Raw genomic sequence first — 26,457 nt, forward strand, 5'->3', positions numbered from 1 at the left:
GCCACCGAAATGGTTTGCCCGCGCACAGGCAGGGCCTATTCCGCCGGGGTCGCGGCTTTGTTGGCACCGGCCTTGGCATCGGCGGCTTTCGCCTTCACCTCGTCCAGCCACAACCCGTGGTGTTCCTTGGCCCATTGTTCATCGACCTCGCCCGAGCCCATGGCATCAAAGGCCCCCTCCATCCCGACAGAGCCGAGATAGATATGGGCCAGAATAATGGCGATAAAGACAAAGGCAATGATGGCATGCCACAGCTGCGCCAGTTGCATTTCCTCATGCGGGGCCAGCGCGGTGGGAAGGGTGCCGAACCCCAGCGCCTGCGGCAGTCCGGTGCCGTTCAGCAGATCGAACGTGCCTGCAAACATCGGCAATTCGAACGGAAACAGCAGCGACAGCCCGGAGACTGAGATGGAAATGCCCAGCACCAGCACCGCCCAGAAGATGATCTTCTGGCCGGCGTTGAACTTCTTGGCAGGCGGGTGGACGCCTTTGCTGAACAATCCGCCGCCCACGGCCAGCCATTTCAGATCGTGTTTGTTGGGGATGTTATGAACCAGCCAGAACACCGTCACCATCACCAGCCCCAGCATGAAGGCCCAGGCCACATTGTTGTGAACCCATTTGCCGCCAACCGCCAGCGGGGCAAAGGCCTCATGCCCGACCAACGGAATGATGAATTTGCGCCCGAAAAGCTGGAACAGACCGGTCAGCCCCAACAGAATGAACGAGCCGCCCAAAAGCCAATGCGCAAAGCGTTCGATAGAGGGGAAACGCAGCACTTTCCGGCCCGTCAACGGGCCATCTGTCCGAATCCGCCCCCGCAGCGCATAGAACAGCGCCAGCAGCGCAAGAGTGCCGAGCAGCAACCAGCCGCCATAGGTGATCAAGGGGCCTGCGCGAAAGGCCAGCCATGCCATGCCGCCATCCTGCATCAGCACATCCGCCGCCGGGCTGCGCGACGATACCGTTACATCGGCCTTGTTATAGCGCAGCGCGCGCCAATCCTCGGCTTGCGAAATGCCGCCCAGACTGCCCAAGGGCGCGGTTTCCGGCGCGGCGCGTGCCGGGTCGCCGACATCCTCGCTGCGGTAACTGTCATCCAGCTTTTGCTGGGCCTGCCGCGCCAGAATATCCTCTAGCGTAGAGGCGCCGCCGGTGGCTGACCGGTCGATCACCGGGGCCTCTTGCGCCTGCACGCCCAGCGGCGCGAAAGGGGCTGCCAGCAGGGCAAGGATCAGCAAGAAGAAGGGTCTGGGGATCATCACCGCCACCTGAATTCTAAAGAAATGGAAACGCCCGCCCGCAGCGCTGGGGACACTGCGGGCAGACGATCAAAGGCATTGGCCCCTGCCCTGTCCGGCAAGGACCACGCCGCCCTTACAAAGAGCCTGCCTTGCTTTCATAGGCCGTGCCCCAGCCCCAAGCGCCCGAACCAAAGCCGCGCGCGACAACGCGCTCGCGGTAGATGGCGGAAACGGTGTCACCATCCCCGGCCAGCAGCGCCTTGGTCGAACACATCTCGGCGCAGATCGGCAATTTGCCCTCGGCAATCCGGTTGCGGCCATATTTGGAAAACTCGGCGGTGGAATGGTCTTCTTCGGGGCCACCGGCGCAGAAGGTGCATTTGTCCATCTTGCCGCGCGACCCGAAGTTGCCCGCTTGCGGATATTGCGGCGCGCCAAAGGGGCAGGCATAGAAGCAATAGCCGCAGCCGATGCACAGATCCTTGGAGTGCAGAACGATGCCATCCGCCGTCTGGTAAAAGCAATCGGTCGGGCAAACCGCCATGCAGGGCGCATCCGAACAATGCATGCAGGCCACCGAGATCGAACGCTCGCCCGGCTTGCCGTCATTGATCGTGACCACCCGGCGGCGGTTGATGCCCCATGGCACCTCGTGTTCGTTCTTACAGGCCGTTACGCAGGCATTGCATTCGATGCAGCGTTCGGCATCACATAGAAATTTGGCTCTTGCCATGATGTTTGCTCCTTAAGCCGCAGAGATTTTGCAAAGGGTGGCCTTGGTTTCCTGCATCAAGGTCACGCTGTCATAGCCGTAAGTTTGCGCGGTGTTGGTGCTTTCGCCCAAGACAACCGGATCGGCGCCTTCGGGGTATTTGCTGCGCAGGTCCTCACCCTGGAAATGGCCGCCAAAGTGGAAGGGCATGAAGGCCACGCCCGCGCCCACCCGTTCTGTCACCATTGCCATCACCTTGACCTTGCCGCCTTCCGGGCCTTCCACCCAGACCTGCGACTTGTCACGCACGCCAAGGTTATTGGCGTCCCGCGGGTTGATCTCGATGAACATGTCTTGCTGCAATTCCGCAAGCCACGGGTTCGACCGGGTTTCATCACCGCCGCCTTCATATTCCACCAAGCGCCCCGAGGTCAGGATGATCGGGTAATCCTTGCTGAAATCCTTGGACTGGATCGAGGCATAGAGCGTCGGCAAACGGTAAAGTTTGCGGTCGCTATAGGTCGGATAATCGGCGACCAGATCGCGGCGGTTGGTATAGAGCGGCTCGCGGTGCAGTGGCACCGGGTCGGGGAAGGTCCAGACAACCGTGCGGGCCTTGGCGTTACCGTAAGGCGCACATTCATGCAGGATCGCCACGCGCTGGATGCCGCCCGACAGGTCGGTTTTCCAGTTAGCGGTCGGGCCGCCCACCGCGTCAATCGCGGCGCGTTCCGCATCGGTCAGGTCTTTGTCCCAGCCCAGATCCATCAGCATCTGCATGGTGAATTCAGGATAGCCGTCCTTGATTTCCGAATTGACGGAATAGACGCCTTCGGCCAGCAGGTTCTGGCCGTCCCGCTCTACCCCGAAACGCGCGCGGAAGGTCAGCCCACCTTTGGACACTGGCATGGACATATCATAGAGGTTCGGCGTGCCCGGATGGTTCATTTCCGGCGTGCCCCAGCAGGGCCAAGGCAGACCGTAGTAATCGCCATCGGCAGGGCCACCGATTGCCTGCAAGGTCGTCTTGTCAAAGGTGTGCTGGTTGGCCATGTGAAGCTTGATCCGCTCCGGCGATTGGCCAGTGTAGCCTACCGTCCACATGCCCTTGTTGAACTCGCGCGTGATGTCCTCGACATTCGGCTCATTCTCGCTGTCCATGCTGATATTGCGCAGCAGGCGGTCGGCAAAACCGAACTTCTTGGCAAAGAGCGTGATGATCTCATGGTCCGTTTTGCTTTCGAACAGCGGTTCCATGATCTTGTCGCGCCATTGCAACGACCGGTTTGACGCCGTGACCGAGCCGCGCGTTTCGAACTGCGTGGTTGCAGGCAGCAGGTAAACGCCATCGGTGCGGTCATGCAGCACGGCGGAAACGGTTGGGAACGGGTCAATCACGACCAGCGTATCCAGCTTTTCCATCGCGGTTTTCATCTCGGTCATACGCGTCTGGCTGTTGGGCGCGTGGCCCCACAGAACCATGACCTTGATATTGTCATTCTGGTCGATATTGGCCTTATCCTCCAACACGCCATCAATCCAGCGCGACACCGGAATGCCGTTTTCATTCATCAGGCTGCGCTCATTGCCATCCTTGTCCAGCACGGGCGCACCATCCGGCCCTTTCAGCGTGACAAAGCGCCCCTTGAGCCAATCCAGATCTTCCTCCCAGACCCGCGCCCAATGCGCCCAGGCACCGGGGGCAAGCCCGTAATAGCCCGGAAGGTCATGGCTGAGAACGCCAAGATCGGTGGCACCCTGCACGTTGTCATGGCCGCGGAAAATATTGGTGCCGCCACCGGCAACGCCCATATTCCCCAAGGCCAGTTGCAAGATGCAATAGGCGCGGGTGTTGTTATTGCCATTGGTGTGCTGCGTGCCCCCCATGCACCAGATCAGCGTGCCGGGGCGGTTGTTGACCAGCGTGCGGGCCACGCGTTCCATTTGGCTGCCGGGAACGCCGGTGACGCGCTCGGTTTCCTCTGGCGTCCATTTCTTCACCTCATCACGGATCTGGTCCATCCCCCAGACGCGGGTGCGGATGAACTCTTTATCCTCCCAGCCGTTTTCAAAGATGTGCCACAGCATGCCCCAGATCACGGCAACATCGGTGCCGGGACGGATGCGCATATATTCATCCGCATGGGCCGCCGTGCGGGTAAAGCGCGGGTCGGCCACGATCAGCGGCGCGTTGTTTTCTTCCTTGGCTTTCAGCATATGCAGCAAGGACACCGGATGCGCCTCGGCCGGGTTGCCGCCGATCAGGAAGATCGCCTTAGATTTGTGGATATCGTTATAGCTGTTGGTCATGGCGCCATAGCCCCAGGTATTCGCCACACCCGACACCGTGGTCGAATGGCAAATCCGGGCTTGGTGGTCGACGTTATTGGTGCCCCAATAGGCGGCAAACTTGCGGAACAGATAGGCCTGTTCGTTGTTATGCTTGGCCGACCCCAGCCAATAGACCGAATCCGGCCCGCTTTCGTCGCGCACGGCCATCATCTTGTCGCCAAGCTCAGTGATCGCCTGATCCCACGAGATGCGCTTCCACTCACCGCCTTCTTTCTTCATCGGGTATTTCAGGCGGCGTTCGCCATGCGCATGTTCGCGCACCGAGGCCCCCTTGGCACAATAGCCACCAAGGTTGAACGGGCTGTCAAAGCCCGGCTCCTGCCCGATCCAGACACCGTTATCCACCTCGGCCACCACGGTGCAGCCGACAGAGCAATGGGTGCAAACCGATTTCACCGTATCCACGGCGCGGGCGACGGCGGCTTGGGCATGGGCCTTTGTTACCGTGCCACCCGTGGCCCCCAGCATCGCCAAGCCGCCCACCGCAAGGCCCGAGCCACGCAAAAAGCTGCGCCGATCCACGCTGGTGCTGGACATGGCCGACAGAAGCGGGCTGCGATGCCCCGTCCGTTCAATCCCGTTTGTCTTTTTTCTTAGCATCTCTCTCTCCCTCAGGTGGCCGGCTGGCCTTGGGTGTCACAAAGCGGGTCCGGTGATGCGGACCCCAGATCAGATGGCCTTAGAACCGGGCCGAGGCGAAATAGGCGCGGGTATGCGCGGTGTCTTGCAACCCGGTGGCGGGGGCTTGTGCCTCGGCCTCGGTCGCGCTGCCCGTCAGGGCGACGGCAGCCACAGCCGCAGGGGCCGCCGTGCCTGCCAGTTTCAGGAAATTCCGGCGGCCTTCGTTGGTTGCGGCCTCTGCTTCGGTTTTCTTGACCATTGTGTTTCCCTTTTGTGTTTTGGCGCCGCTGCGCCGGATGGTTTGGCCACGGGCGCCCCGCAGCCGGATTTGTCACTGCCCGCCCAGCCGGAAAGCCTCGCGTTCAATCGTCATGAAGATTTTGCCAATCGCCCCCACCGGCGCATAAAAGACAGACCCCTTGGCCCCTTCGAGATCGGTAAAGAAATGCTGCGCCCAAGGGGCCAGATGGCGGTTGAAAAAGGTCTTTTGCGCCTCAAGGCTGGCGGGCGGGCCAAAGCGGCCTTCGATCATGCCGGCCATCATTTCCAGCAGGCTGGCGATGTTATCTTCCGGCTCATACACATTCGGCGCGCGCGATATCCCATGCGCGGCCATATCGGCACGCAGCAGGGCCAGCGGCTTTTCGTTCAGAAATCCGGTCATGTAATAGCTGGCATAGGGCAGCAACTCCCCCCGAGCCAGACCGATGAACAGCGCGTTGAACTCCCGCTCCACCGCGGCGGGGGTGGTGGCTTTGGCCAGTTTGACCAAGGTCGCGAAGGATTTGCCAAGCGGGGTGTCATCGCTGGTCAATGCGGCGGTGCGCGCAATCAGCTCGCGGTTGGGCGGGCTGGCAAGCAGGGCCGACAGATAGCTGTAAAGATCGGCGCGCAGCGCGTCCTCTTCGGCAATCTGATGATCTGTGGCGATATCGGTCATCTGGTCGTCCTAACTTGCAAAATCAAAGCGCATGTGGCGGCGGGGCGGTAGTGCTGCATCGGCTTCGGGTTCCGCGCGGCGATGCGCGGTCGGCGCCAGTTCCGGCGCCGCCATCGTGGGCTCTGTGCAATCCGCCTCTGCGATATCAGCCTCGGGCGCTGCCATATCCTGCGCCATATCCGGCATCTGTTCGGCCTCCTCCAAGGCGGCCTCTTTCGCGGCGGCTTGTTCGGCCAGCGCAATCACATGGCGCATCATGCCCTTGCCGACCTGATAGGCCGTTTGCATCCCCGGAATGACGGTGGCGGCATCGGTGTAATCCTCGCCGTGATCGACCAAACCATCCAGATTGGCCAGAACCGGGTTGCTGACCCACAGCTTGCGCAGCGCGCGGCGGCGCAGATGTTCAGGCACGGCGCGCGCCATGAAGCCGCTGAAATCATCGCCCATGGCCAGATTGTCAGGGTCCGGCAAGCCCAGATCGGCCAAAATCTCGGCATCGGTCTTTTCGGCTTGGGCTGCAGCCAATGCCTCGGCCTCGGCGGCCTCTGCCCGTGCCTGCGCTTCGGCGGCCACGGCGGCAGCTTCGGCGGCAGCTTCGGCTTGCACCGCCGCCTTGCGCCGCGCCCAGAAGGAAGTGGCCCCCTGCATCACAGCGCCCCCCCGGATTCAGTCGGCGTGCTGCGCGGCGCGCGATAGACATCGGAAAGCTGCCGCACACGGGCATCGCCCTTGCCATCCTCCACCAGATCCATGCGCTTCTTGTCGCGCTTGCGCTTGATGAACACTTCTTCGACGTGATGCTCCTGCACGAAATCGCGCACCCAGCCAATCAGCCCCAAGGGCATCGGCACGGATTCGATCAGCCCATCGCCGCTGTCCAGATAATCCTGCCCCTCATAGGGCGAGGCGGTGACGATCACGGGTTCGAACGGCATCCCCGAGGCGCTGTTGGGCACCTCTCGCATCACGACGATCAGGCTGGGGATCTTGGCCGACAACCCGACCAGATAGGCCTCGGTATCCGAGGACCACAGATCAAGGTTCAAGGTCGCAGCATGATATTCTACCGCGTCACCATCGCGGCGCAACTCTCGCCAATCGGCAGGCCCTGCCCCCGGCAACACCGCAACCACGCGCCACGACCATTTCGCCCAACGGGTGACGCCGGGCGATTTGCGGACGATGATGCCAATCGGCAGATATGCGCGGACAAGCGCCATAAAGTGGAAAACCCCTCCCAAGGTCGGCGGTCTTGAGCCGCCGTAGCGGAAGTTTGCGCGGTGCAGCGCGTCACTTCCAAGGTTTTTTTCCCGAATCGAGGATTTTCACCACGCCCCTTCGCCCGACTGGACATTTTGTCCAGTTTGCCCTTTGGCCACGCCCAAGCAGATGGACGAAATGACCGCCCCGAAAACCTGTGTTTTTTGGTCGGAAATGAAATGCGATTTATTGCGCGAATCAACGGCCTGCGGCGGGGTTTTGGCGCGGATTTGGCTTTACGGCCCGGTTGGTTTTATGCCTAGCTTACGCCTGCCAGCGACCCCAAGGCCAAGAACCGGGGCGCAAGCATGGGGGGAATATAGTGGCTAAACACTTGATTTTGTGTGATTGTCTGGGCAGCCAAAAGATAGACGCCAAGGGGCTGTCTGCGGCGACCGGGCTGGCCTGCTCGAGGGTGCATACCGGGCTTTGCACGACCGAGTTGAAAGCCGCCGCCGCCGCGATAGAGGCGGGCGATGCGCTGATTGCCTGCGCACAAGAGGCCCCCCGCTTTGCCGAACTGGCGCAGGAACTGGGGGCCGAGGCACCGGGCTGCGTGGATATCCGCGACCGCGCGGGCTGGTCGGATGACGCCAAGACCATGCCCAAAATGGCCGCGCTGATCGCGGAAAGCCAGATCCCCGCCCCCGGTTACAAATCGGTGGACGTTATGTCCGAAGGTATCTGCCTTGTGATCGGCCGCGCCGAAATCGCGGTTCCGGCGGCGGAAAAACTGGCCGAGACGCTGGCCGTGACCGTGCTGATCACCGATGAAGGTGACTTGCCGCTGACCCGCGCGGTAGAGGTGGTGCGCGGGCGGTTGAAACGCGCCAGCGGCACGTTGGGCGCATTCTCGTTGCATCTTGATGCGTTGCAAATGCTGGAACCGGGCGGGCGCGGCGGCTTTACCCTTGGCGCGCCGCGCGACAATGCCACCACGACCTGCGATGTCATCCTCGATCTGTCGGGCGGCACCAGCCTGTTTCCCGCCCCGCATAAACGCGACGGCTATTTGCGGGTGGACCCCGGCGACCCGCTGGCTATCGCTGCGGCGGTGCATGAGGCCAGCCAGATGGTCGGCACCTTTGAAAAGCCGCTGCATCTGGTGCTGGAACAGCATCTGTGCGCCCATTCCCGCGCGGGCCAAACGGGCTGCACCCGCTGCCTTGATGTCTGCCCCACCAGCGCCATCCGGCCTGCGGGCGACCACATCGACATTGACCCGATGGTCTGCGCGGGTTGCGGGGCTTGCTCGGCGCTGTGTCCTTCGGGGGCGATCCGCTATGACGCGCCGCCCGTGGACCATGTGCTGCGCCGCGTGCGTGTGTTGGCCGAAACCTATCTGGCCGCAGGGGGGCGCGCGCCGCGCCTGTTGGTGCATGACGATCACGGGGTCGAGATGATCGCCCTCGCCGCACGCTTTGGGCGCGGTTTGCCCGCCGATGTGATCCCCTTGGCGGTCGAGGCGCTGGCGGGTTTTGGCCATGCCGAACTGCTGGCAAGCCTTGCCTGCGGCTTTCACAGCGTCGATATCCTCGCCGCCCCCCGCACCGAACGCGACCCGATCACTGCCGAGATTGCGCTGGCCGCCGCCATGGGCGGTGCAGACCGCTTGCGCCTGATTGATCTGGCCGATCCTGACGCGCTGTCTGATCTGCTTTATGGCGCGCGCCCGGCCCCGTTGCAGGCCACGCCGGTTCTGGCCATGGGCAGCCGCCGCCAGATCGCGCGTCTGGCCGCCAAGGCCCTGCTGCCTGATGCCACCGCCCCGATGCCCTTGCCCGCAGGTGCCCCTTATGGCGCGGTGCTGGTGAATAGCGATGCCTGCACGCTGTGCATGTCTTGTTCCTCTCTCTGCCCCAATGGTGCGCTGGTCGATAACCCCGACAAGCCGCAACTGCGGTTTCAGGAAGATGCCTGCCTGCAATGCGGGATTTGCGAAACCATCTGCCCGGAACAGGCGATCACGCTGGAACCGCGCTTCAACCCGTCGGATGCGGCCCTGTCCCTGACCGTGTTGAATGAGGAGGACCCCTTTGCCTGTATCGAATGCGGGTCACTGTTCGGCGTGAAATCCACGATTGAAAAGATCAGCGCGAAACTGGCGGGCAAACATTCCATGTTCATGGAAAGCGGTGCAGGCCGATTGATCCAGATGTGTGACAATTGCCGCATTCAGGCGCAATATCACAGCGAAAACAACCCTTTCGCCAGCGCGGACCGCCCGCGCGTGCGCACCACGGATGATTATCTGAGCAAACGCAAAGATCACTGATCCGCCCCCACCCCATCACAAGGAGCCTCGTCATGGATGACGAATTCAACATGTCCCTTCGCAAATTCCTCAAGCAGGTCGGCGTCACCTCGCAGCAAGCGATTGAGGAGGCGGTGCGCAACGCAGGCCCCGCCGTGGCGGGCAAGCCGCTTACCGCGCGTGTGGTGCTGACGATCGACGGGCTGGACCTGACCCATACGGTCGAAGGCAAGATCACGGGGCCCTCTGCATGAGCGTGACGCGCGACGCCGTTCTGGAGGTTCTGAAAACCGTCAATGACCCGATCCGCGGCAATGACCTCGTCTCTGCGGGCATGGTCAAGGCGCTGACGGTCGATGGCGGGGCCGTGCGCTTTGTGCTGGAGATTGACCCCGCCCGCGCCAAAAAGATGGAAGAGGCCCGCGCCGAGGCCGAAGCCAAGCTGAAAGCGCTGGCAGGTGTTGAAACGGTGTCCATCGTGATGACCGCACATTCCGCCCCCGCCGCACCGCCGAACCTGAAAGCCTCGGGCCATTCCCATGGGCATGCGCATGGCCCCGCCAAAGCCGCAGGGCCAGAGAAAATTCCCGGTGTGGCGCGGATACTGGCGATTGCGTCGGGCAAAGGGGGCGTGGGCAAATCCACCGTTTCGGCCAATCTGGCCACGGCGCTGGCCGCCGAGGGCCGCAAGGTCGGCCTGCTGGATGCCGATGTTTACGGCCCCAGCCAGCCGCGTATGCTGGGCGTTTCGGGCCGCCCTGCCAGCCCGGATGGCAAGACCATCCTGCCCCTGCGCAACCACGGCGTCACCCTGATGTCACTGGGCCTGATGACCCAAGAGGATGAGGCCGTGGTCTGGCGCGGCCCGATGCTGATGGGCGCGTTGCAGCAAATGCTGTTTCAGGTGCAATGGGGGGCGTTGGATGTGCTGATCGTCGATCTGCCGCCCGGGACGGGGGATGTGCAGATGACACTGGCGCAAAAATCGCAGGTGGATGGCGCGATCATCGTGTCCACCCCGCAGGATATTGCCTTGCTGGATGCCCGCAAAGGCATTGATATGTTCAAGAAACTCGGCACGCCGATCCTTGGGCTGATCGAAAACATGTCGACCCATGTTTGCAGCCAATGCGGGCATGAGGAGCATATCTTCGGCCATGGCGGCGTCGCGCGTGAGGCGGAAAAGCTGGGCGTGCCGCTGCTGGCGGAAATTCCGCTGCATCTGGATATTCGCACGGCAGCCGATGGCGGCGCCCCGATTGTGGTGTCCAAACCGGCCTCTTCGCAGGCGCGGGCGTTTCGTGATCTTGCCCGCAGCCTGATCGCCAAGGGGCAGGCATGAGCGCAACACCCAGCTTCCCGCCGCTGCTGAAAGGCTTGGCCACTGGCCCCGCGAACCCCTTTACCGTGGCCATCGCCGAGGCAGAGCGCGGCGTCGATTCCGGCTTGCTGACGTGGTCGCTGTCGCCCGAACGGCTGCGCGCGGCGATTGTTCTGGTGCCGGAAATGCCGCTGGAACAGGCGATGGCGGCGTTCTGTGCCTGCGGGGTGGGGTTGCAAAACGCCATCGGCGCGCATGCCCCGCCCGAAACCGCCGTGCATCTGGATTGGACAGGCGGCATCCGGCTGAACGGGGGGCATGTGGGCGGGCTGCATGTCGCCGCCGCCACCCAAGACCCGACCAAGGAACCCGATTGGATGGTCGTGGGGTTGGAACTGACGCTGCGCCTGCCTGACACGCTGGAACCCGGCGAAACCCCGGACTGGACCGCGCTCAGCCATGAAGGCTGCGGCGAGATTGACCCCGTGCTGCTGCTAGAGGCATGGTCGCGCCATGCGATGCTGTGGCTGACCGGGCTGGAGGACGCGCAGGGCCGCGCCAAGCTGCACCGCGAATGGGAAGGGCTTGCGTGGAAACGCGGCCAAGAGATCAAGCTGCCCGTGGATGGCACCCACCTGTCGGGCCGTTTTCTGGGGGTCGATGAAAACTTTGGCATGTTGTTGAAACTGGGCGAAAAAACCCATCTTCTGCGCCTGTCCAAACTGTTGGAGGATGTCTGACATGCCAAGGCTTTTGGCCCGCGCGATCCATTTCGATGAAAGCGACCGCAATGTGTTTCACAACCCGGCCCGCACCGGGGAATGGGCAGTTTCGGGCGGGTTCGAATTTTCGAACTTTGCGCAGGGCGATCTGGTGGGCAAGGCGCGGCAGGCCTTTGCAAATGGCTGGCTGGGGGTGGAAACCTTTGGCCGTGTGACCTTTGTCGCCACCACCCAGATCGAAGATGCCGAATATGAAGCGCTGATCGCGCATCTGGCCCAGCATTTCGTCGATGTCTATGGCGCGCCAAGCCTTGACGCCGCCCGCCCCGTCGCCGCCGAGGAATTGGCCCATATGGCCGATCTCTGCGCCGATCACGCGCCCAACACGGTGCTGACGGTGCTGCGCGAATTGACAGATGCCGGCGTGCGCGAACAATTCCGCTATATCGAGGCGAATGACGCGGGGCTGGACCAATTCGCCATCCATTCCGTGCCAGAGGATTGACGCCAGAGGAGTAACGCCGGAGGCACAGGCCCCCGGCGCAACCGCTTACTTGGGTTGGGCGTTGAACACGAACAACTGCTGATCGGCGATTTTATAGCCTTCGATCAAGCCCTTGGCGGTGTCGCTGACCAACCAGTCCTCCAGCTTCTCGACCAGATCGGCTTTCACATGCGGGTGCTTTTCGGGGTTCACCGGCAAATAGGCATATTGGTTGAACAGCACGGGATCGCCTTCGAAATCAATCGCCAGATCGGCCTTGTTGCCAAAGTTCAGCCAGCTTGCCCGATCCGCCAGAATATAGGCGTTCATCCCGGCAGCGGTGTTCAGCGCGGCCCCCATGCCTTGACCGACGGCGCGATACCATTCGCCCGCAGGGTCCACGCCCGCATCTTTCCACAGCGCCAGTTCCATCTTGTGGGTGCCGCTGTCATCGCCCCGGCTGACGAAAGGCGCTTGCGCTTCGGCAATCGCGGCAAAGGCGTCCAGCGCGTTGGCTTTGGCCTTGGTGCCTGCCGGGTCGGCGGCGGGGCCAACGATCACAAAGTCATTATACATGATCTCGCGGCGGTGGGTGCCATTGCCCTCGGCCAGCCATTTCTCCTCGGCCGCGCGGGAATGGACAAGAACCGCATCCACATCGCCCGCCGCCCCCAGCGCCAGCGCCTGCCCCGTGCCAACCACCAAAAGCTGCACGGTGATGCCGGTGTCTTTCTCGATCTCGGGCAACAAGACTTCGGCCAGACCGGAATTGGCGAAAGAGGTGGTCACCGCCATCTTCATGTCTTCGGCCCAGGCACTGCCCGCGCCAAGCGCCAAAAGGGATGCAAGGACAAGGGGTCTTAGGGTCATGGTAGCAACTCTCCGTTGATGAACGCCGTCATTTCGGGCGTGGTTGGGGTTTCCAGCAACACAGCTTTCGGCCCGGTTTCCACCAGCCGACCGTTGTATAAAAACAAGATGTCATCGGCCAGACGGCGGGCCTGCCCATGGTCATGCGTTGACATCACGATCCTTGTGCCACCCTCCCGCGCGTCGCGCAGGATCGCCTCAATCTCGCGCGTGGCGCGGCCGTCGAGATTGGCGCAAGGCTCATCCAGAAACAGCAGTTCCGGCCCCCGCACCAGCGCGCGGGCCAGCGCCAGCTTTTGCTTCTCGCCGCCCGACAGCACCTGCGCGGGCTGCTCCAGCATCGCCCCCAAGCCCACCTTGGCCGCCGCCTCTGCCGCCCGCGCCCTTGCGGTTTTGCGCGCCACACCGTCCAGCCGCAACGGATAGGCGATACAGTCAACCACCGACCGCCGCATCAGTATCGGCGTCTGAAACACAAAGGCCTGCCGCGCGCGCACGGCCTCCAGGGGTGCGGCCCAAGCGATGCGTCCCGCATTCACCCGCTCCAACCCATGCATCGCCCGCAGGAACGAGGTTTTGCCAGACCCGTTCGGCCCCATCACAACCGTTATCCCGGCCCCGTCCAGCACCCAAGACAGCGGCCCCAGAATAACCTTTCCGGCCCGGCGCAGCGTGATGTCCTCCAGTGCCAGCGGCAGAATAGAGCCTACCATCGCCCGCTCCTTTCCGTCCGCGACAGGAAATGCACCGCAAGATTGACCAGAACCGCAAGGCTGATCAGCACAAAACCCAAGGCCAGCGCCAAGCCAAATTCTCCCTTGCCGGTTTCCAGCGCGATGGCGGTGGTCAGCACGCGGGTCACATGGTCGATATTGCCGCCCACGATCATGATCGCGCCCACCTCGCCAATCGCGCGGCCAAACCCGGCGAGTGAAGCTGTCATCAAGGCCCGCCGCCCATCCCACAGCAGCGTGCGGATGCGTTGCGCGCGGCTGGTGTTCAGCGAAATCAGCAAATCGTGGTAGTCGGCCCACAGGTCGCGAATGGCCTGATGCGCGATAGAGGCGATGATCGGCGTGATGATGATGACTTGCGCGATCACCATGGCCGTGGGTGTGAACAGCAACCCCAATACGCCAAACGGGCCAGAGCGCGACAGCAGCACATAGACGAACAAGCCCACCACCACAGGCGGCAAGCCCATCAACGCGTTCAGCACCGCAATCACCACCCGCCGCGCCCGGAACCGGTTGATCGCCAGCCACGCCCCCAAGGGCAGCCCGATCACCGAGGCAATCAGCGTGGCCCCAAGGCTGACCTGCAAGGACAGGCCCGAAATCTCGATCAGATCCGCGTCAAGCCCCAGAACCAGCCGCAGGGCCTGCGCCAATCCTTGCCAAATATCATTCATGCCAAGGCATTCTCGTTTTCAACCCATCCGCTGCTCTGCCGTTCCATAGCACCCCGGATCAGGGGCAAAAACGGACAATTTGGGGATTCGCGAGAATTCTGATGGACAATTTGTCCACCCCCCGGGGGTGCGCCGCCCCGGTGCATTCTTGCCAACGCCGGGGCCTTGCGCCAAGCCGGTGTTGACACAAGGCCCCAGCCCCGCAACCATTCCCCTGACCCACCCTTGGACGGAGGCCAGACCATGACGGAGGAAGATGCCCAAAGCATCGTGCAAACCTATCTGGACCGCCAAGGCGATGCGACCATTTCCGGCGATCTGGAGGCAACGCTGGGCTGGTGCGACTTGCCCTGCACGCTGCAAACCCCGCAAGGCGTTGTGGTCGCCCGCAATGAGGCCGAAATGCGCGCGATTTGCCAGATGTTCATCGACCGGCTGAAGATGAAACGCGTGACGCTGATGGTGCGCAACTGCGTTGAGGCCGGGTTTCACGATGCCGACACGGTCTGGGGCCACTATCACACCCGCTATGTCGCCGCAGATAATGTGCTTAGCGAGGAGCCTTACCGCGCGCAGGTCACGCTTCGCCGTAGGGATGATCGCTGGAAAATCAGCGAAATGCGCTTTGCCGTCCAAGACCAAAGCCCGATCAGCGAAACCCTTGCGCATTGGCGCGGCGGAAAAGACGATTAAGCACCGCACATCGCGCCTTTTTCAGGACGCTGTAAAAGGGGGTTTGGTAGGCCCGGAGGGACTCGAACCCCCAACCAAGGCGTTATGAGCGCCCTGCTCTAACCAATTGAGCTACAGGCCCGAAAGCGGGCGGGAAATCCGACCGAACAGATCGTCCGGGCTTTGCTAAGCCTATCGCTTCGGGGGGTCAAGACCAGTTTGCCGCCGCAGCTTTGTTAACCGGTTGGCAATGCTTTCATGCGAAGGAGGAAGGGCGGTAACGGGGGTTTGCTTGGAACAGAGCGGCATCAGAAAAAAGATCAGTCTGGCGCGCAGTAATATCGCGCCGGCACCGGTCAAAGGCGCTGCAAAAGCGTGGAAGCTCGCCTTGGGGCGGGCCGCACGCGATTCGATCGGGCTGGAAATGGGGCTGACAGAGCTGCGGCAAGATCGGTTTTCGCTGGCCGAGGTGTTGGAACTGCCGCCCGAGCGTAGCCTTGTGGTGATGCTGGAAGGGCCGAAAGATGCGCTTGGCCTGATCGTGCTGGCCCCCGAAGTGCTGGCGGGCGTGGTCGAAATGCAAATGGTGGGCCGGGTGAACCCAAGCCCCGCCCCGCCCCGCCGCCCAACCCGGACGGATGCGGCCATGGCCTCGGGCCTGATTGACAAGGCGCTCGCCGGGCTGGAGCTGGAGCTGCTCAACGATACCGACCTGATCTGGACCAGCGGCTTTCGCTACGCCTCTTTTCTGGAAGATGCCCGCCCGCTGGCGCTGTTGCTGGAAGATGTGACCTATCAGGTGCTGCGTGGCGATGTTGCCTTGGGTGGCGGGGCAAGAACCGGGCAAATCATCCTTGCCCTGCCCGCCGACGGGCGTGGCCGCGCCCCCGCCGTGCCCCCGGCACCGCCCAGCCGCGCTGCTGAACTGGTGTTCTCTGCCGCTTTGGGGGAGCAGGTGCAATCCGTGCAAGCCGAACTCGTGGCTGTATTGGCGCGGCTGAAACTGCCGATTGATACGGTGCTGAACCTCAAACCCGGCGATCCCTTGGTGCTTGGCACGGCGTCCATCGCGCAGATTGATCTGGAAGGGTTGGATGGCACCCGCGTGGCGGGGGGCAAGCTGGGCCAGAACCGGGGCATGCGCGCCATTCGCATGGTCGAAGACAACGCCCCCGCCGCCCGCGTCGATGCGCCCAAACGGGCCCAGCCAAAGCCACCTGGCACCCAGCCCATACAAAAAGCCGGGTAAGGCTTACCCGGCTTTCTGATGTCTGTCTCGCGCCGTGGCGTCAGGCGTTCACATCGACAACCACACGGCCCTGCACCTGGCCTTTCAGAATGTCGGCCCCCAGTTTCGGCAGGTCAGACAGAACGGCGGGCTTTACCATCGCGTCCAGCTTGGCCATCGGCAGATCCTTGGCAATCCGTTCCCAAGCGCGCAGCCGGTCGTCATAGGGGCGCATCACGCTGTCGATGCCCAGCAGGTTAACCCCGCGCAGGAGGAACGGGATCACCGTTGCAGGCAAAGCCGCCCCACCCGCCAGACCAACCGCCGCGACCGAGGCACCATATTTCATCTGCCCCAGCACACGGGCCAGCATCGCACCGCCCACCGCATCGACGCAGCCCGCCCAAGTCTCGCCTTCCAGCGGGCGCTTGACGGTTTCGGCCAATTCCTCGCGCGCGACGATCTGGTTCGCCCCCAAGGATTTCAGGTAATCCGCCGAGTCCGGCCGCCCCGTGACAGCGGCCACCTCATAGCCAAGGTTTGCCAGAATGGCTGTCGCGACAGAGCCCACGCCCCCCGCAGCCCCTGTCACAAGCACCGGCCCGTTGCCGGGCTTCAACCCGTGATCTTCCAGCGCCATCACGGCGAGCATGGCGGTAAAGCCTGCCGTGCCTACGGCCATGGCCTGTCGCGTGGTCAGACCGGCGGGCAGCGGCACCAGCCAATCGGCCTTGACCCGCGCCTTTTGCGCGTAACCGCCCCAATGCGCCTCGCCCACGCGCCACCCCGTCAGCACGACCTTGTCGCCCGCATTGTAGCGCGGATCTGTCGACGCCTCGACCGTGCCTGCGAAATCAATTCCCGGCACATGCGGGTAATTGCGCACCAAACCGCCACCGGGGCCAATGCACAGACCATCCTTGTAATTCACCGTGGAATATTCCACCGCCACCGTCACCTCGGCCTCTGGCAAACGGTCCAACCCGATCTGCTGGACCGAGGCTGCGGTTTTCCCCTCGGCATCTTTCTCGACGATCAATGCGTTAAACATAGGAACTCTCCTTCAAATCCAGAATTTATCTTTCACGACCGCAGGCCGCATGCCTGCCGGTGTTTCCACCTCCAGCTTGGTGCCCGCGTCCCAATGCGTCATCCGCACCATGCCAATGGCGACATTGCCGCCGAAATCGGGGCTGGCGGCGGCAGAGGTGACCTGCCCCACTTTCTTGCCCCCGGCCAGCAAAGGCCAGACCCGGTCACAAGGCGGAATCTCACCTTCGATCGCGATGGGGCGGATTTGCTGCACCGGGCCTTCCTTGGCCACGCGCAACAGCGCATCACGGCCAATGCAACCAATCGCCGTATGGGTGTTGCAAAACTTGCCAAGGCCGCATTCATGCGGTGTATTGTCGCGCGTCATGTCATTGCCATAGGACAGCAAGCCGCCCTCGATCCGCTCGATCAGATTGGGGCATCCGGCGCGGACCTTCAAATCCTCTCCGGCTGCGAACAACGCGTCCCACAGCGGCATCCCGATATCGCCACCTTCGACGTAAATCTCATAGCCGCCCTGCTTGGAATAGCCAGATCGCGCAATCGCAAGGCTGCGGCCTTGGAAATCAAACCAGCCAAAGCGGAAAAAACGGACCTTGCGCACCTCATCGCCGAAAACACGCGCCATCAGGTCATCGGCCTTCGGCCCCTGAATGGCCAAGGGCGAGACATCGGGTTCATCCACCAGCACATCCAACCGGAACCCCAGCGCAATCGCCTTGACCCACAGCAGCAGATCACTGTCGGCTATCGAAATCCAATAGCGGTCTTCGGCCAGTTTCACGGCAACGGGGTCGTTCAACATGCCCCCGGTTTCATCCACCATCGGCACATAATAGCACTGCCCCGGCAGCATCCCCCGCAAATCGCGCGGGGTCAGCATTTGCATCAGGCGGGCGGCATCGGGGCCGCGCAGTTCCACCTGCCGTTCGCAGGCCACATCCCACACCTGCACATGCTCTTTCAGGTGGCGGTAATCGGCGGTGATGCTGTCAAACACCGTGGGCAGCAGCATCCGGTTGTAAACGGTATAGCCTTTGACGCCTGCGGCTTCGACACCGGCAGAAAAAGGCGTGCGCCGCACACGGCGCGACGGGGCGATAGTGGCCATTTGGGTTCCCTTTATTTCGGTCCGTGCCAGTCGATCTGGCAAATTTCGGCAGAGCGGCCGTCAAAATCCCACACGCGGCCAAAGGCACGCACGCGGCCCTTGTCGGCCTGCGCGATGGTGATATCGGGGCCCATCCAGTATTCGGTGTTCTTCACAACCACTTCATCATCGGGGTTCTTGCCCGAAATCGGCGTCACCGCCCCGTTGATCTTTTTGCCCACGATCAGGTGGCGGGTCTTGCCTTCGGTTTCATAGCTGACGGGCGACCGCTCGGCGCCCAGAAACTCTGACACCATCACCGCAAACAGGCCCGTCGTGCCGCGCGCCTTGCCCGAAAAGATATTGACCAAACCGTCATAGGCCTTTTCCGAAGCGCGCTCGTCGATATAGGCGGCGGCTTTCCAGTTGCCGCGCCCCATATTGCCGGGAATATCCATGATCAACCCGATGTTCAGGCCCGACAGGCTTTCGCCGTCATAATGCCCTTCATCGACGCGCACCCCGACCCAGGCCTGGCAATAGCCTTCGGTTGGCGGGTGTTTGCCAAGGCTGACAACACAGGGGCAAAACACGGTGCAGTTACAGTTGAGGATCAACTCCCCTTTGATGCTCCACTCTGGCAAAGTCGCAGCCATTGGCTTTCCTTTCAAACGGTTAGAAGGGTGTGCAGGGCGGTAAAGACCCCTGCGGCAATCAGGGCAAACCCAACAGGGCGGGTCAGCCAGCGCCCGATATCGGGCAGTTTTTCCAGTGTCATGAACAGGGTGGCGGCCCCCATCCACAGCAGGTTCATCGTGCCGCCGACAAAGCCAAGCGCCATCAGCGCCCAGCAGCAGCCAAGACACAAAACGCCCAGCTCCACCCCCATGCGCCAAGCGCGCGGGGTGCTGGGCTTCCACCGCTCCATGAAAAACGTGAGCGGCATCCGGCACTTGGCAAGGCAGGCCTCTTTCAACGCGGTAAATTGATAGGCCCCGGCCCCCAGCAACAGCGCCGCCGTCAACCAGCCCGAAACGCTGGCCCCGTTCAGCGCCAGAAGGCCTGCGCGCGACAGCCCGTATTGCGCGCCTGCGCCTGCCACCGCAGCCAAACCCCAGACGACCAGATACCCACCCACCAGCGCCACGGCGCCTTGCAGGCTGGTGGCCCCGGCGGCCGACAGGTCCAGAAAACAGCGCAGCGCGGGCACGAAGGTCGGCAGCATCATCGCCAGCGCCATCAGCCCCCACATCAGCACCAGCGGCCCAAAGGCGGCCTGCCCCGCCGCGATGCACAGGGACGCCCAGAAATCCGCAGGCATCCCCGCCAGATCCGCCGCCGGGTTCTGCACAGCCATCGCAAAGACACCCAGCCAACCCAGCAGCACCAACGCGTAAAACCCCATCCATGCCAAAGCCGTGCGGTTCCAGACCGGGCGCGCGCTGTGCATATCATCAGAGGGAAACGCCATTTTTCGGGCCCGTTCAGCAAGGAATCATGCGCGGCCCTATAGACGCAGCCGCCGCTTCTGCGTAGGTTCCTTTCATCGCATTCAATTGTCAAACATTTAATTGTAAGACAATTAGAAAAAGCCGTGAAACATGACGCAAACCTATAAAATGGCCCCAGAGGGTGAATTGTCGCTGCGGATTTCCGCCGCCCTGCGCGATGCGATTGTCGAGGGGCGGCTGATCGTGGATCAGCGCTTGCCATCGGAACAGGAACTGGCCGAGCAATTCGGCGTGTCGCGCCCCACCGTGCGCGAGGCGCTGAAACGGCTGGCCGCGCAAAACCTGATCCGCACCCAGCGCGGGGCCACGGGCGGCGCCTTCGTGAACCGGCTGTCGTTTGAGGAAGCCTACGGCCAGCAGATCACCACCTCGACCTTGCTTTTGTCGATGAATGAGGTGGATTTCGAAACCGCCTGCGAGGCGCGCTTTGCGCTGGAACGCGCCTGCGTGCCGCTGTCGGCGCAGCGCCGCACCGCTGACCATCTGGCCACCATGCGCGCCGAGATGTTTCGCCAAGCCCAGCCGGGCCTGACGGATGAAAGCTTTTGCGCCTCGGATGTGGCCTTTCACCGGGCCTTGGTCGATGGGGCCTGCAACCCGGTTCTGTCCTACCAACTCGCCGGCGCGGTGGAGGCGATGCAACCCTTGATGAACATGATCACCTTTTCGGCCCGCTCGCGCGAGCGGATCGTGTCACATCACGCAGCGATTGCCGATGCCTTGGAACAGCGCAACGCGGCGGATGCCGAAACCGCGCTTGCGGCGCTGGCGCTTTACACGATCGAGCTTGCCAATGACGTGCGCGCGCGCCGCGCACAGCGGCAGCCCGGCTAGCGCCCCCCGCCCCTTGCAACTGTTTGACCGGACTTTCGGATCGGTCTAAGATCACGCTCCCTCTGGCCGCTTGGGCCGACCCTTTGCAGGACGCTACATGAGCCGCCCACGCACGCGCATTCAACAAAAAAACTCTGAAACCATTCTGGATGCGGCGCTGGACGTATTCTCGGCCCACGGCTTCCGGGGCGCGACGCTGGACCAGATTGCCGAGGTGGCGGGCCTGTCAAAGCCGAACCTGCTGTATTACTTCCCCTCAAAAGAGGCGATTCACCTGTCGCTTTTGTCCAAACTGCTGGACACATGGCTTGACCCGTTGCGCGCGATGGACCCGCAGGGCGACCCGCTGACCGAGATCATGGGCTATGTGCGCCGGAAAATAGAGATCAGCCGCGATTTCCCGCGCGAAAGCCGCTTGTTTGCCAATGAGATCCTGCAAGGCGCGCCGCATATGCGCGCGGCGATCGAAGGCGATCTGAAGGCGCTGGTGGATGAAAAGACCAGCGTTTTGCAGGCTTGGATGGATGCAGGCAAAATCGCGCCACTGCCCCCGGTGCATCTGCTGTTTTCCATCTGGGCCATCACTCAGCATTATGCCGATTTCGATGTGCAGGTGCGCGCCATGCTTGGCCCCGGCCATGACCCCTATGCCGAGGCGCAGGATTTCGTGGAACTGCTGTTCACCCGTTTGCTGGCGCTCCACCACGCCTGAATTGAATTAAATTGTAGGTTCAAAACGCGGGAAAAGCCGGGGCTGATTTGCTAGGATCAGCACAGGTGGGGGCCTGAACAGTGAAAGGAGATCGGAATGGAATTCTCACGTTTTCCGCAACCGACGCCAATGGTGGCCGAACGACCGGCCTCCGCAGAACCGGTTGCGACACCCGCCAAAGAGCCAAGCCCAACCGTCGATGAGGCCCGCGCGGCAGCAGATGCCGCCGAATCCGCCTGGCGCCAGACGGTGCAGATTGCCCGCCTCTCGGCAGATCCGAACACCGCCGCCGCCGCGCTGATGCTTGCCTCCCAAGCCGCCAGCAAATCGGCGCAGGCCCAGACGGTTTATGCCGAGGCGCGCGCCCGTGTCACCTCTACCAAGCCAATCTGACCACGCACAGCCCGCATGACCAGCCAAAGCGCCGCCCTATTCCGCGGCCTTGACGCTTGGGTTATTGGGATGCGTTGTCCAATTCGCATAATCCGCCACCGGTTTGCCCGTGCGTGCATCCACTGTCCCTTTCGGTAGTTCGACCATCGTTATGCAATCTTCTACCGGGCAGACGTTAACGCAAAGATTACAGGCGACACATTCGTCGTCCATCACCTCAAAAACCCGATCGTCGCTCATCGAGATTGCCTGATGGCTGGTATCTTCGCAGGCGGCATAGCAGCGGCCACATTGGATGCAGGCGTCCTGGTCAATCTTGGCCTTGGTCACATATTCAAGGTTCAGATATTGCCAGTCGGTGACATTGGGCACCGCGCGGCCCACCAGATCGCTGGTCGCCGTCATGCCCTTTTCATCCATATATTGCGACAGGCCCGAAATCATTTCCTGCACGATCTTGAAACCATAGGTCATCGCGGCCGTGCAGACCTGCACATTGCCCGCACCAAGCGCCATGAATTCCGCCGCATCGCGCCATGTCGTCACCCCGCCGATGCCCGAAATCGGCAAGCCGCGCGTCTCGGCGGATCGGGCAATCTCGGCCACCATATTCAGCGCAATCGGCTTCACCGCCGGACCGCAATAGCCGCCATGCGTGCCTTTTCCATCAATCATCGGTTCCGGGCTGAAACTGTCCAGATTGACCGAAGTAATTGAATTGATGGTGTTAATCAGCGAAACCGCATCGGCGCCGCCGCGTTTCGCCGCCTCGGCGGGTTTGCGGATATCCGAAATATTCGGCGTCAGCTTCACGATGCAGGGCATCCGGCTGTGCTGTTTGACCCAGCGCGTCACCATTTCGATATATTCCGGCACCTGCCCCACAGCAGACCCCATGCCGCGTTCGGCCATGCCATGCGGACAGCCGAAATTCAGCTCCACCCCATCGGCCTCGGTATCCTCGATCCGCTTGAGGATATCGCGCCAGCTATCTTCATCGCAAGGCACCATCAGGCTGATGATCAGCGCCCGGTCCTTGTAATCGCGCTTGACCGATTTGATTTCGCGCAGGTTCACCTCCAGCGGGCGGTCGGTGATCAACTCGATGTTGTTCAACCCCAAAAGCCGCCGATCCGCACCCCATACCGCGCCATAGCGGGGGCCGTTGACGTTGACCACCGGCGGCCCCTCGGACCCAAGGGTTTTCCACACCACCCCGCCCCAGCCCGCCTCGAACGCGCGGCGGACGTTATATTCCTTGTCCGTCGGCGGGGCCGAGGCCAGCCAGAACGGGTTGGGCGATTTGATCCCGATGAAATTCGTTGTCAGGTCTGCCATATTAGCCCCCAAAACTTGCGTGAATGGCCTCTGCCGCGTCGCGCCCTTCGGCCACGGCAGTCACCGTCAAATCCTCACCGCCCGCAGCGCAATCGCCGCCTGTCCAGACACCCGCCATCGGCTGCGTCGCCAGTTTCGGCCCGCCCATACCTTCCGGCGCCACAAGGGTTTGGCCGATGGCCTTGAACACCTGATCGGCCTTGAGGGTGAAGGTATCGGCCAGCAGTTTCAAACCCTCTGGCCCGTCTTCGGTATAGGCGAATACCACCGCCGTCACCGCGCCGTTCTGGCCGATCACCTCGACCGGGGCGGCGTTGCAGACGATGCGCACGCCGACCTGTTGCGCGTGGTCCTGCTCATGGCGGCTCGCACTCATCTTTTCCTGACCGCGGCGATAAACGATGGTCACATTCTGCGCCCCCAGCAGGCGCGATTGCACAGCCGCATCCACCGCTGTCATCCCGCCGCCAATCACCACCACATCGCGCCCGATGGGCAGCTTGGCCTTATCGGGCTGCTGCCGCAGTTCTGCAATAAAATCAACGGCATCGCGCACGCCCTTCACATCTTCCCCAGCCGCGCGCAAGGCGTTCACACCGCCAAGGCCGATGCCCAGAAACACCGCGTCATATTCGGCCCGCAAGCTGTCCAGCGTCACATCGCGGCCCAGTTCCACGCCAAGGCGCAGATCAATCCCGCCGATTTTCAGCAGCCACTCCACCTCGGCCTGCGCGAAATCATGCGGGGCCTTGTAGCTGGCGATGCCATATTCATTCAGCCCGCCGGGCTTGTCGCGCCGGTCCATCAGAACCACGTCATGCCCTTTCATCGCCAAGCGATGCGCGCAGGCCAAGCCCGCAGGCCCCGCCCCCACCACGGCCACCCGCTTGCCCGTGTTGGCCGCGCGGCTATAGGGATGCACCCCCTTGCCCATCACCCGATCCGTGGCAAAGCGTTGCAACCGACCGATTTCCACCGGCTTGCCCTCTGCCGCCTCGCGCACGCAGGCTTCTTCGCACAATTGCTCGGTCGGGCAAACGCGGGCGCACATGCCGCCCAGAATGTTCTGGTCCCAGATGGTTTTCGCCGCCGCCTCTGGCGTGCCGGTCGCGATTTGCCGGATGAACAGCGGGATATCAATGCTGGTCGGGCAGGCCGTAATGCACGGCGCATCATGGCAGAAATAACAGCGATCCGCCGCGACATGCGCCTCATGCGCGTCCAGCACGGGTTCCAGATCGTCGAAATTATGGGCATAGGCTTCGGGCGGCAGACGGCCCGCTGCAAGCCCGGGCGTAAGCGGAGTGTTCGGCAAAGTCAGGCCCTCCTGTCGGTGTGATTTGAAAAAAGGCTGCCACAGGTCATTTATTTTATCAAACAGTAAATAATCAAACCCTGCATTTTCCCTCACAGCCACGCAAACCTCCGCCCCTGTTGCCGTGCCTTTGTGCAACTCGTGCTTTTCACCCAAGCTTCCCTAGCGTATAACCCGGCCTATCAGTCGGGGTCGGCATTGCTGAATGTGCCGCAAACACCCGGAAAATGCCAATCGAGGACGGTAATGAGCAAACATTCAACAGACGCTGACGTGGCCTTCATCAAGGCTCTTGCTGAGATTTTGAACACCAATGAGTTGACCGAAATCTCGGTGAAACGCGACTATGCCGAAGATGACAGCCTTGATGTGCGCGTGGTCAAGCAAGCCAATGTGGTGACGATGACGCAAGCCGCCCCGATGATGGCCGCCCCGGCAGCCGTTGCCGCCGCCCCCGCCCATGCCCCCGCAGTTGTGGCTGGCAGCGATGATCCGGCACAACACCCCGGCGCGCTGACTTCGCCGATGGTGGGCACCGCCTATCTGGCCGCCGAACCGGGGGCCAAGCCCTTTGTCGCCATCGGGGATAAAGTGACCGAAGGCCAGACCGTTCTGATCATCGAAGCGATGAAAACCATGAACCACATTCCGGCCAACCGCGCGGGCACCGTCAAGCGGATCCTGTTCGAAGATGGCAGCCCGGTCGAATTTGGCGCCCCCTTGATGATCATCGAATAAGGGGCACATCATGTTTGACAAGATCCTGATCGCCAACCGGGGCGAAATTGCCCTCCGCGTCATTCGTGCCTGCCGCGAAATGGGGATCGCTTCTGTCGCTGTGCATTCCACCGCCGATAGCGACGCCATGCATGTGCGCATGGCTGATGAGTCGATCTGCATCGGCCCCGCTTCCTCGACCGACAGTTATCTGAACAAGGCCGCGATCATCTCCGCCTGTGAGATTACGGGCGCGCAGGCGGTTCACCCCGGCTATGGTTTCTTGTCCGAGAATGAGGCTTTTGCCCAGGCGTTGGAGGATCACGACATCACCTTCATCGGCCCCTCGGCGGAACATATCCGCATCATGGGCGACAAGATCACCGCCAAGGAAACCGCGAAAGCACTGGGCATTCCGGTGGTTCCGGGGTCTGACGGCGGGGTTGCCAGCTTTGAGGATGCGATTGGCGTGGCCGAAGGCATCGGCTTTCCGGTCATCATCAAGGCCACTGCAGGCGGCGGCGGGCGCGGCATGAAGGTTGCCAAGAACGCCAAGGAACTGGAAATCGCTTTCCGCACCGCACGCAGCGAGGCGAAGGCCGCCTTCGGCAATGACGAAGTCTATATCGAGAAATACCTGCAAAAGCCGCGCCATATCGAAATTCAGGTGTTTGGTGATGGCAAAGGCAATGCGGTGCATCTGGGCGAACGCGATTGCTCGCTCCAGCGGCGTCACCAGAAGGTGTTCGAGGAGGCCCCCGGCCCCGCCATCACCCCCGAGCTGCGCGCCAAAATCGGCAAAATCTGCGCCGATGCGGTCGCCAAGATCAACTATATTGGCGCGGGCACTGTGGAATTTCTGTATGAGGATGGCGAGTTCTTCTTTATCGAGATGAACACCCGGCTTCAGGTAGAACATCCCGTCACCGAAGCGATTTTCGGCGTCGATCTGGTGCGCGAACAAATCCGCGTGGCGGCAGGCCTTGGCATGTCCTTCACCCAAGACGATCTGGAAATCAACGGCCACGCCATCGAGGTGCGGATCAACGCGGAAAAGCTGCCGAACTTCTCGCCTTGCCCCGGCAAGGTGCGCACTTTCCACGCCCCCGGCGGGCTTGGCGTGCGGATGGATTCGGCGCTTTACGGCGGCTATTCGATTCCACCCTATTACGACAGCCTGATCGGCAAGCTGATCGTGCATGGCCGCGACCGGCCAGAGGCGCTGGCCCGTTTGCGCCGCGCGCTTGGTGAATTGGTGATCGACGGCATCGACACCACGATCCCGCTGTTCCACGCCCTTCTGGCGGAGCCGGATGTGCAAAACGGTGAGTATAATATTCACTGGCTTGAAAAATGGTTGGACGCGCAGTTTGGCAAGCACTGATCGTATAGGGGGGCCA

28 protein-coding genes and 1 tRNA gene are annotated in these 26,457 nt (G+C 62.1%); 12 read left to right on the forward strand and 17 right to left on the reverse strand.

What is annotated here, in order from left to right:
- Window positions 1–35: 35 nt before the first annotated feature.
- The 7 genes from EGN72_RS14835 to EGN72_RS14865 form a co-directional block, all read right to left on the reverse strand.
- Window positions 36–1,262 (reverse strand): formate dehydrogenase subunit gamma, encoded by a 1,227-nt coding sequence (locus tag EGN72_RS14835; RefSeq protein WP_127048917.1) that lies wholly within the window; start codon window positions 1,260–1,262, stop codon window positions 36–38.
- A 115-nt stretch (window positions 1,263–1,377) separates the two neighbouring features.
- Complete coding sequence (fdh3B, locus tag EGN72_RS14840; RefSeq protein WP_127048919.1) at window positions 1,378–1,977, reverse strand: formate dehydrogenase FDH3 subunit beta; 600 nt, start codon at window positions 1,975–1,977, stop codon at window positions 1,378–1,380.
- Between the two features lie 12 nt (window positions 1,978–1,989).
- A complete protein-coding gene (locus EGN72_RS14845; RefSeq protein WP_127048921.1) occupies window positions 1,990–4,908 on the reverse strand; it encodes a formate dehydrogenase subunit alpha in 2,919 nt (972 codons plus the stop codon).
- 79 nt (window positions 4,909–4,987) lie between these two features.
- Entirely contained in the window at window positions 4,988–5,188 is a 201-nt protein-coding gene (locus EGN72_RS14850; RefSeq protein ID WP_127048923.1) for a twin-arginine translocation pathway signal protein, read from the reverse strand.
- A gap of 72 nt (window positions 5,189–5,260) precedes the next feature.
- Complete coding sequence (locus EGN72_RS14855; protein WP_127048925.1) at window positions 5,261–5,869, reverse strand: molecular chaperone; 609 nt, start codon at window positions 5,867–5,869, stop codon at window positions 5,261–5,263.
- Between the two features lie 9 nt (window positions 5,870–5,878).
- A complete protein-coding gene (locus EGN72_RS14860) occupies window positions 5,879–6,520 on the reverse strand; it encodes a DUF3306 domain-containing protein (RefSeq protein ID WP_127048926.1) in 642 nt (213 codons plus the stop codon).
- Window positions 6,520–7,092: a DUF3305 domain-containing protein gene (locus tag EGN72_RS14865; RefSeq protein ID WP_127048927.1), complete on the reverse strand. Its 573-nt coding sequence runs from the start codon at window positions 7,090–7,092 to the stop codon at window positions 6,520–6,522. The genes EGN72_RS14860 and EGN72_RS14865 overlap by 1 nt, the downstream gene beginning before the upstream one ends.
- A gap of 362 nt (window positions 7,093–7,454) precedes the next feature.
- Between EGN72_RS14865 and EGN72_RS14870 the strand changes: the two genes are divergently transcribed.
- Genes EGN72_RS14870 through EGN72_RS14890 form a run of 5 tightly spaced genes read left to right on the forward strand, consistent with a single transcriptional unit; the run spans window position 7,455 to window position 11,934 of the window.
- Window positions 7,455–9,407 carry a 4Fe-4S binding protein gene (locus EGN72_RS14870; protein WP_127048928.1) on the forward strand — a complete coding sequence of 651 codons (1,953 nt, stop codon included), beginning with the start codon at window positions 7,455–7,457 and terminating at the stop codon, window positions 9,405–9,407.
- A gap of 32 nt (window positions 9,408–9,439) precedes the next feature.
- On the forward strand, window positions 9,440–9,640 hold the full coding sequence (locus EGN72_RS14875) for a DUF6494 family protein (protein WP_127048930.1): 201 nt from the start codon (window positions 9,440–9,442) through the stop codon (window positions 9,638–9,640).
- On the forward strand, window positions 9,637–10,728 hold the full coding sequence (locus tag EGN72_RS14880) for an Mrp/NBP35 family ATP-binding protein (RefSeq protein ID WP_127048932.1): 1,092 nt from the start codon (window positions 9,637–9,639) through the stop codon (window positions 10,726–10,728). The genes EGN72_RS14875 and EGN72_RS14880 overlap by 4 nt, the downstream gene beginning before the upstream one ends.
- Window positions 10,725–11,447 (forward strand): biotin/lipoate--protein ligase family protein, encoded by a 723-nt coding sequence (locus EGN72_RS14885; RefSeq protein WP_127048934.1) that lies wholly within the window; start codon window positions 10,725–10,727, stop codon window positions 11,445–11,447. Before EGN72_RS14880 ends, EGN72_RS14885 begins: the two co-directional genes overlap by 4 nt.
- Window positions 11,440–11,934, forward strand: a complete 495-nt coding sequence (locus EGN72_RS14890) for a DUF6505 family protein (protein WP_127048935.1) — start codon at window positions 11,440–11,442, stop codon at window positions 11,932–11,934. The genes EGN72_RS14885 and EGN72_RS14890 overlap by 8 nt, the downstream gene beginning before the upstream one ends.
- A gap of 45 nt (window positions 11,935–11,979) precedes the next feature.
- Here EGN72_RS14890 and EGN72_RS14895 read toward each other — a convergent pair whose 3' ends face one another.
- The 3 genes from EGN72_RS14895 to EGN72_RS14905 are packed head-to-tail and all read right to left on the reverse strand — an operon-like array spanning window position 11,980 to window position 14,194.
- Window positions 11,980–12,783, reverse strand: a complete 804-nt coding sequence (locus EGN72_RS14895) for a substrate-binding domain-containing protein (protein ID WP_127048937.1) — start codon at window positions 12,781–12,783, stop codon at window positions 11,980–11,982.
- Window positions 12,780–13,496, reverse strand: a complete 717-nt coding sequence (locus EGN72_RS14900; protein WP_127048939.1) for an ATP-binding cassette domain-containing protein — start codon at window positions 13,494–13,496, stop codon at window positions 12,780–12,782. The genes EGN72_RS14895 and EGN72_RS14900 overlap by 4 nt, the downstream gene beginning before the upstream one ends.
- Window positions 13,490–14,194 carry an ABC transporter permease gene (locus EGN72_RS14905; protein ID WP_127048941.1) on the reverse strand — a complete coding sequence of 235 codons (705 nt, stop codon included), beginning with the start codon at window positions 14,192–14,194 and terminating at the stop codon, window positions 13,490–13,492. The genes EGN72_RS14900 and EGN72_RS14905 overlap by 7 nt, the downstream gene beginning before the upstream one ends.
- 243 nt (window positions 14,195–14,437) lie before the next feature.
- Here EGN72_RS14905 and EGN72_RS14910 point away from each other — a divergent pair, with 243 nt between their 5' ends.
- Window positions 14,438–14,887: a hypothetical protein gene (locus EGN72_RS14910; RefSeq protein WP_127048943.1), complete on the forward strand. Its 450-nt coding sequence runs from the start codon at window positions 14,438–14,440 to the stop codon at window positions 14,885–14,887.
- A gap of 44 nt (window positions 14,888–14,931) precedes the next feature.
- Here EGN72_RS14910 and EGN72_RS14915 read toward each other — a convergent pair.
- Window positions 14,932–15,008 (reverse strand) — tRNA-Ile (locus tag EGN72_RS14915).
- A gap of 150 nt (window positions 15,009–15,158) precedes the next feature.
- On the opposite strand from EGN72_RS14915, the gene EGN72_RS14920 reads away from it, so the two are divergent.
- Window positions 15,159–16,115 (forward strand): FliM/FliN family flagellar motor switch protein, encoded by a 957-nt coding sequence (locus EGN72_RS14920; RefSeq protein WP_158623204.1) that lies wholly within the window; start codon window positions 15,159–15,161, stop codon window positions 16,113–16,115.
- A gap of 40 nt (window positions 16,116–16,155) precedes the next feature.
- Here EGN72_RS14920 and acuI read toward each other — a convergent pair whose 3' ends face one another.
- Genes acuI through EGN72_RS14940 form a run of 4 tightly spaced genes read right to left on the reverse strand, consistent with a single transcriptional unit; the run spans window position 16,156 to window position 19,708 of the window.
- Entirely contained in the window at window positions 16,156–17,145 is a 990-nt protein-coding gene (gene acuI / locus EGN72_RS14925) for an acryloyl-CoA reductase (protein WP_127048947.1), read from the reverse strand.
- Between the two features lie 12 nt (window positions 17,146–17,157).
- Window positions 17,158–18,258 (reverse strand): dimethylsulfoniopropionate demethylase, encoded by a 1,101-nt coding sequence (locus EGN72_RS14930; RefSeq protein ID WP_127048949.1) that lies wholly within the window; start codon window positions 18,256–18,258, stop codon window positions 17,158–17,160.
- A gap of 11 nt (window positions 18,259–18,269) precedes the next feature.
- On the reverse strand, window positions 18,270–18,893 hold the full coding sequence (locus tag EGN72_RS14935) for a DUF1326 domain-containing protein (RefSeq protein WP_127048951.1): 624 nt from the start codon (window positions 18,891–18,893) through the stop codon (window positions 18,270–18,272).
- An 11-nt stretch (window positions 18,894–18,904) separates the two neighbouring features.
- On the reverse strand, window positions 18,905–19,708 hold the full coding sequence (locus tag EGN72_RS14940; RefSeq protein WP_233587155.1) for a DUF2182 domain-containing protein: 804 nt from the start codon (window positions 19,706–19,708) through the stop codon (window positions 18,905–18,907).
- 130 nt (window positions 19,709–19,838) lie between these two features.
- Here EGN72_RS14940 and EGN72_RS14945 point away from each other — a divergent pair, with 130 nt between their 5' ends.
- From EGN72_RS14945 to EGN72_RS14955, 3 genes are all read left to right on the forward strand, one after another.
- Window positions 19,839–20,582, forward strand: a complete 744-nt coding sequence (locus tag EGN72_RS14945; protein ID WP_127048953.1) for a FadR/GntR family transcriptional regulator — start codon at window positions 19,839–19,841, stop codon at window positions 20,580–20,582.
- A gap of 97 nt (window positions 20,583–20,679) precedes the next feature.
- Window positions 20,680–21,294, forward strand: a complete 615-nt coding sequence (locus EGN72_RS14950; RefSeq protein ID WP_127048955.1) for a TetR family transcriptional regulator C-terminal domain-containing protein — start codon at window positions 20,680–20,682, stop codon at window positions 21,292–21,294.
- A 96-nt stretch (window positions 21,295–21,390) separates the two neighbouring features.
- Window positions 21,391–21,687, forward strand: a complete 297-nt coding sequence (locus EGN72_RS14955) for a hypothetical protein (RefSeq protein ID WP_127048957.1) — start codon at window positions 21,391–21,393, stop codon at window positions 21,685–21,687.
- A gap of 36 nt (window positions 21,688–21,723) precedes the next feature.
- Here the strand turns inward: EGN72_RS14955 and preA are convergent, their stop codons facing one another.
- Window positions 21,724–23,025 carry an NAD-dependent dihydropyrimidine dehydrogenase subunit PreA gene (gene preA / locus EGN72_RS14960; protein ID WP_127048959.1) on the reverse strand — a complete coding sequence of 434 codons (1,302 nt, stop codon included), beginning with the start codon at window positions 23,023–23,025 and terminating at the stop codon, window positions 21,724–21,726.
- Between the two features lies 1 nt (window position 23,026).
- Window positions 23,027–24,340, reverse strand: coding sequence for an NAD(P)-dependent oxidoreductase (locus EGN72_RS14965; protein ID WP_127048961.1), 1,314 nt, complete (start codon window positions 24,338–24,340; stop codon window positions 23,027–23,029).
- Between the two features lie 246 nt (window positions 24,341–24,586).
- On the opposite strand from EGN72_RS14965, the gene accB reads away from it, so the two are divergent.
- Together accB and accC are read left to right on the forward strand one after the other, a co-directional pair.
- Window positions 24,587–25,078, forward strand: a complete 492-nt coding sequence (accB, locus tag EGN72_RS14970) for an acetyl-CoA carboxylase biotin carboxyl carrier protein (protein ID WP_127048963.1) — start codon at window positions 24,587–24,589, stop codon at window positions 25,076–25,078.
- 10 nt (window positions 25,079–25,088) lie between these two features.
- Window positions 25,089–26,441: an acetyl-CoA carboxylase biotin carboxylase subunit gene (gene accC, locus EGN72_RS14975; protein WP_127048965.1), complete on the forward strand. Its 1,353-nt coding sequence runs from the start codon at window positions 25,089–25,091 to the stop codon at window positions 26,439–26,441.
- The last annotated feature ends 16 nt before the right edge of the window (window positions 26,442–26,457 follow it).

The sequence above is a fragment of the Pseudorhodobacter sp. E13 genome, from assembly GCF_003991405.1.
In the GTDB taxonomy this organism is placed as follows: Bacteria; Pseudomonadota; Alphaproteobacteria; order Rhodobacterales; family Rhodobacteraceae; genus Pseudorhodobacter.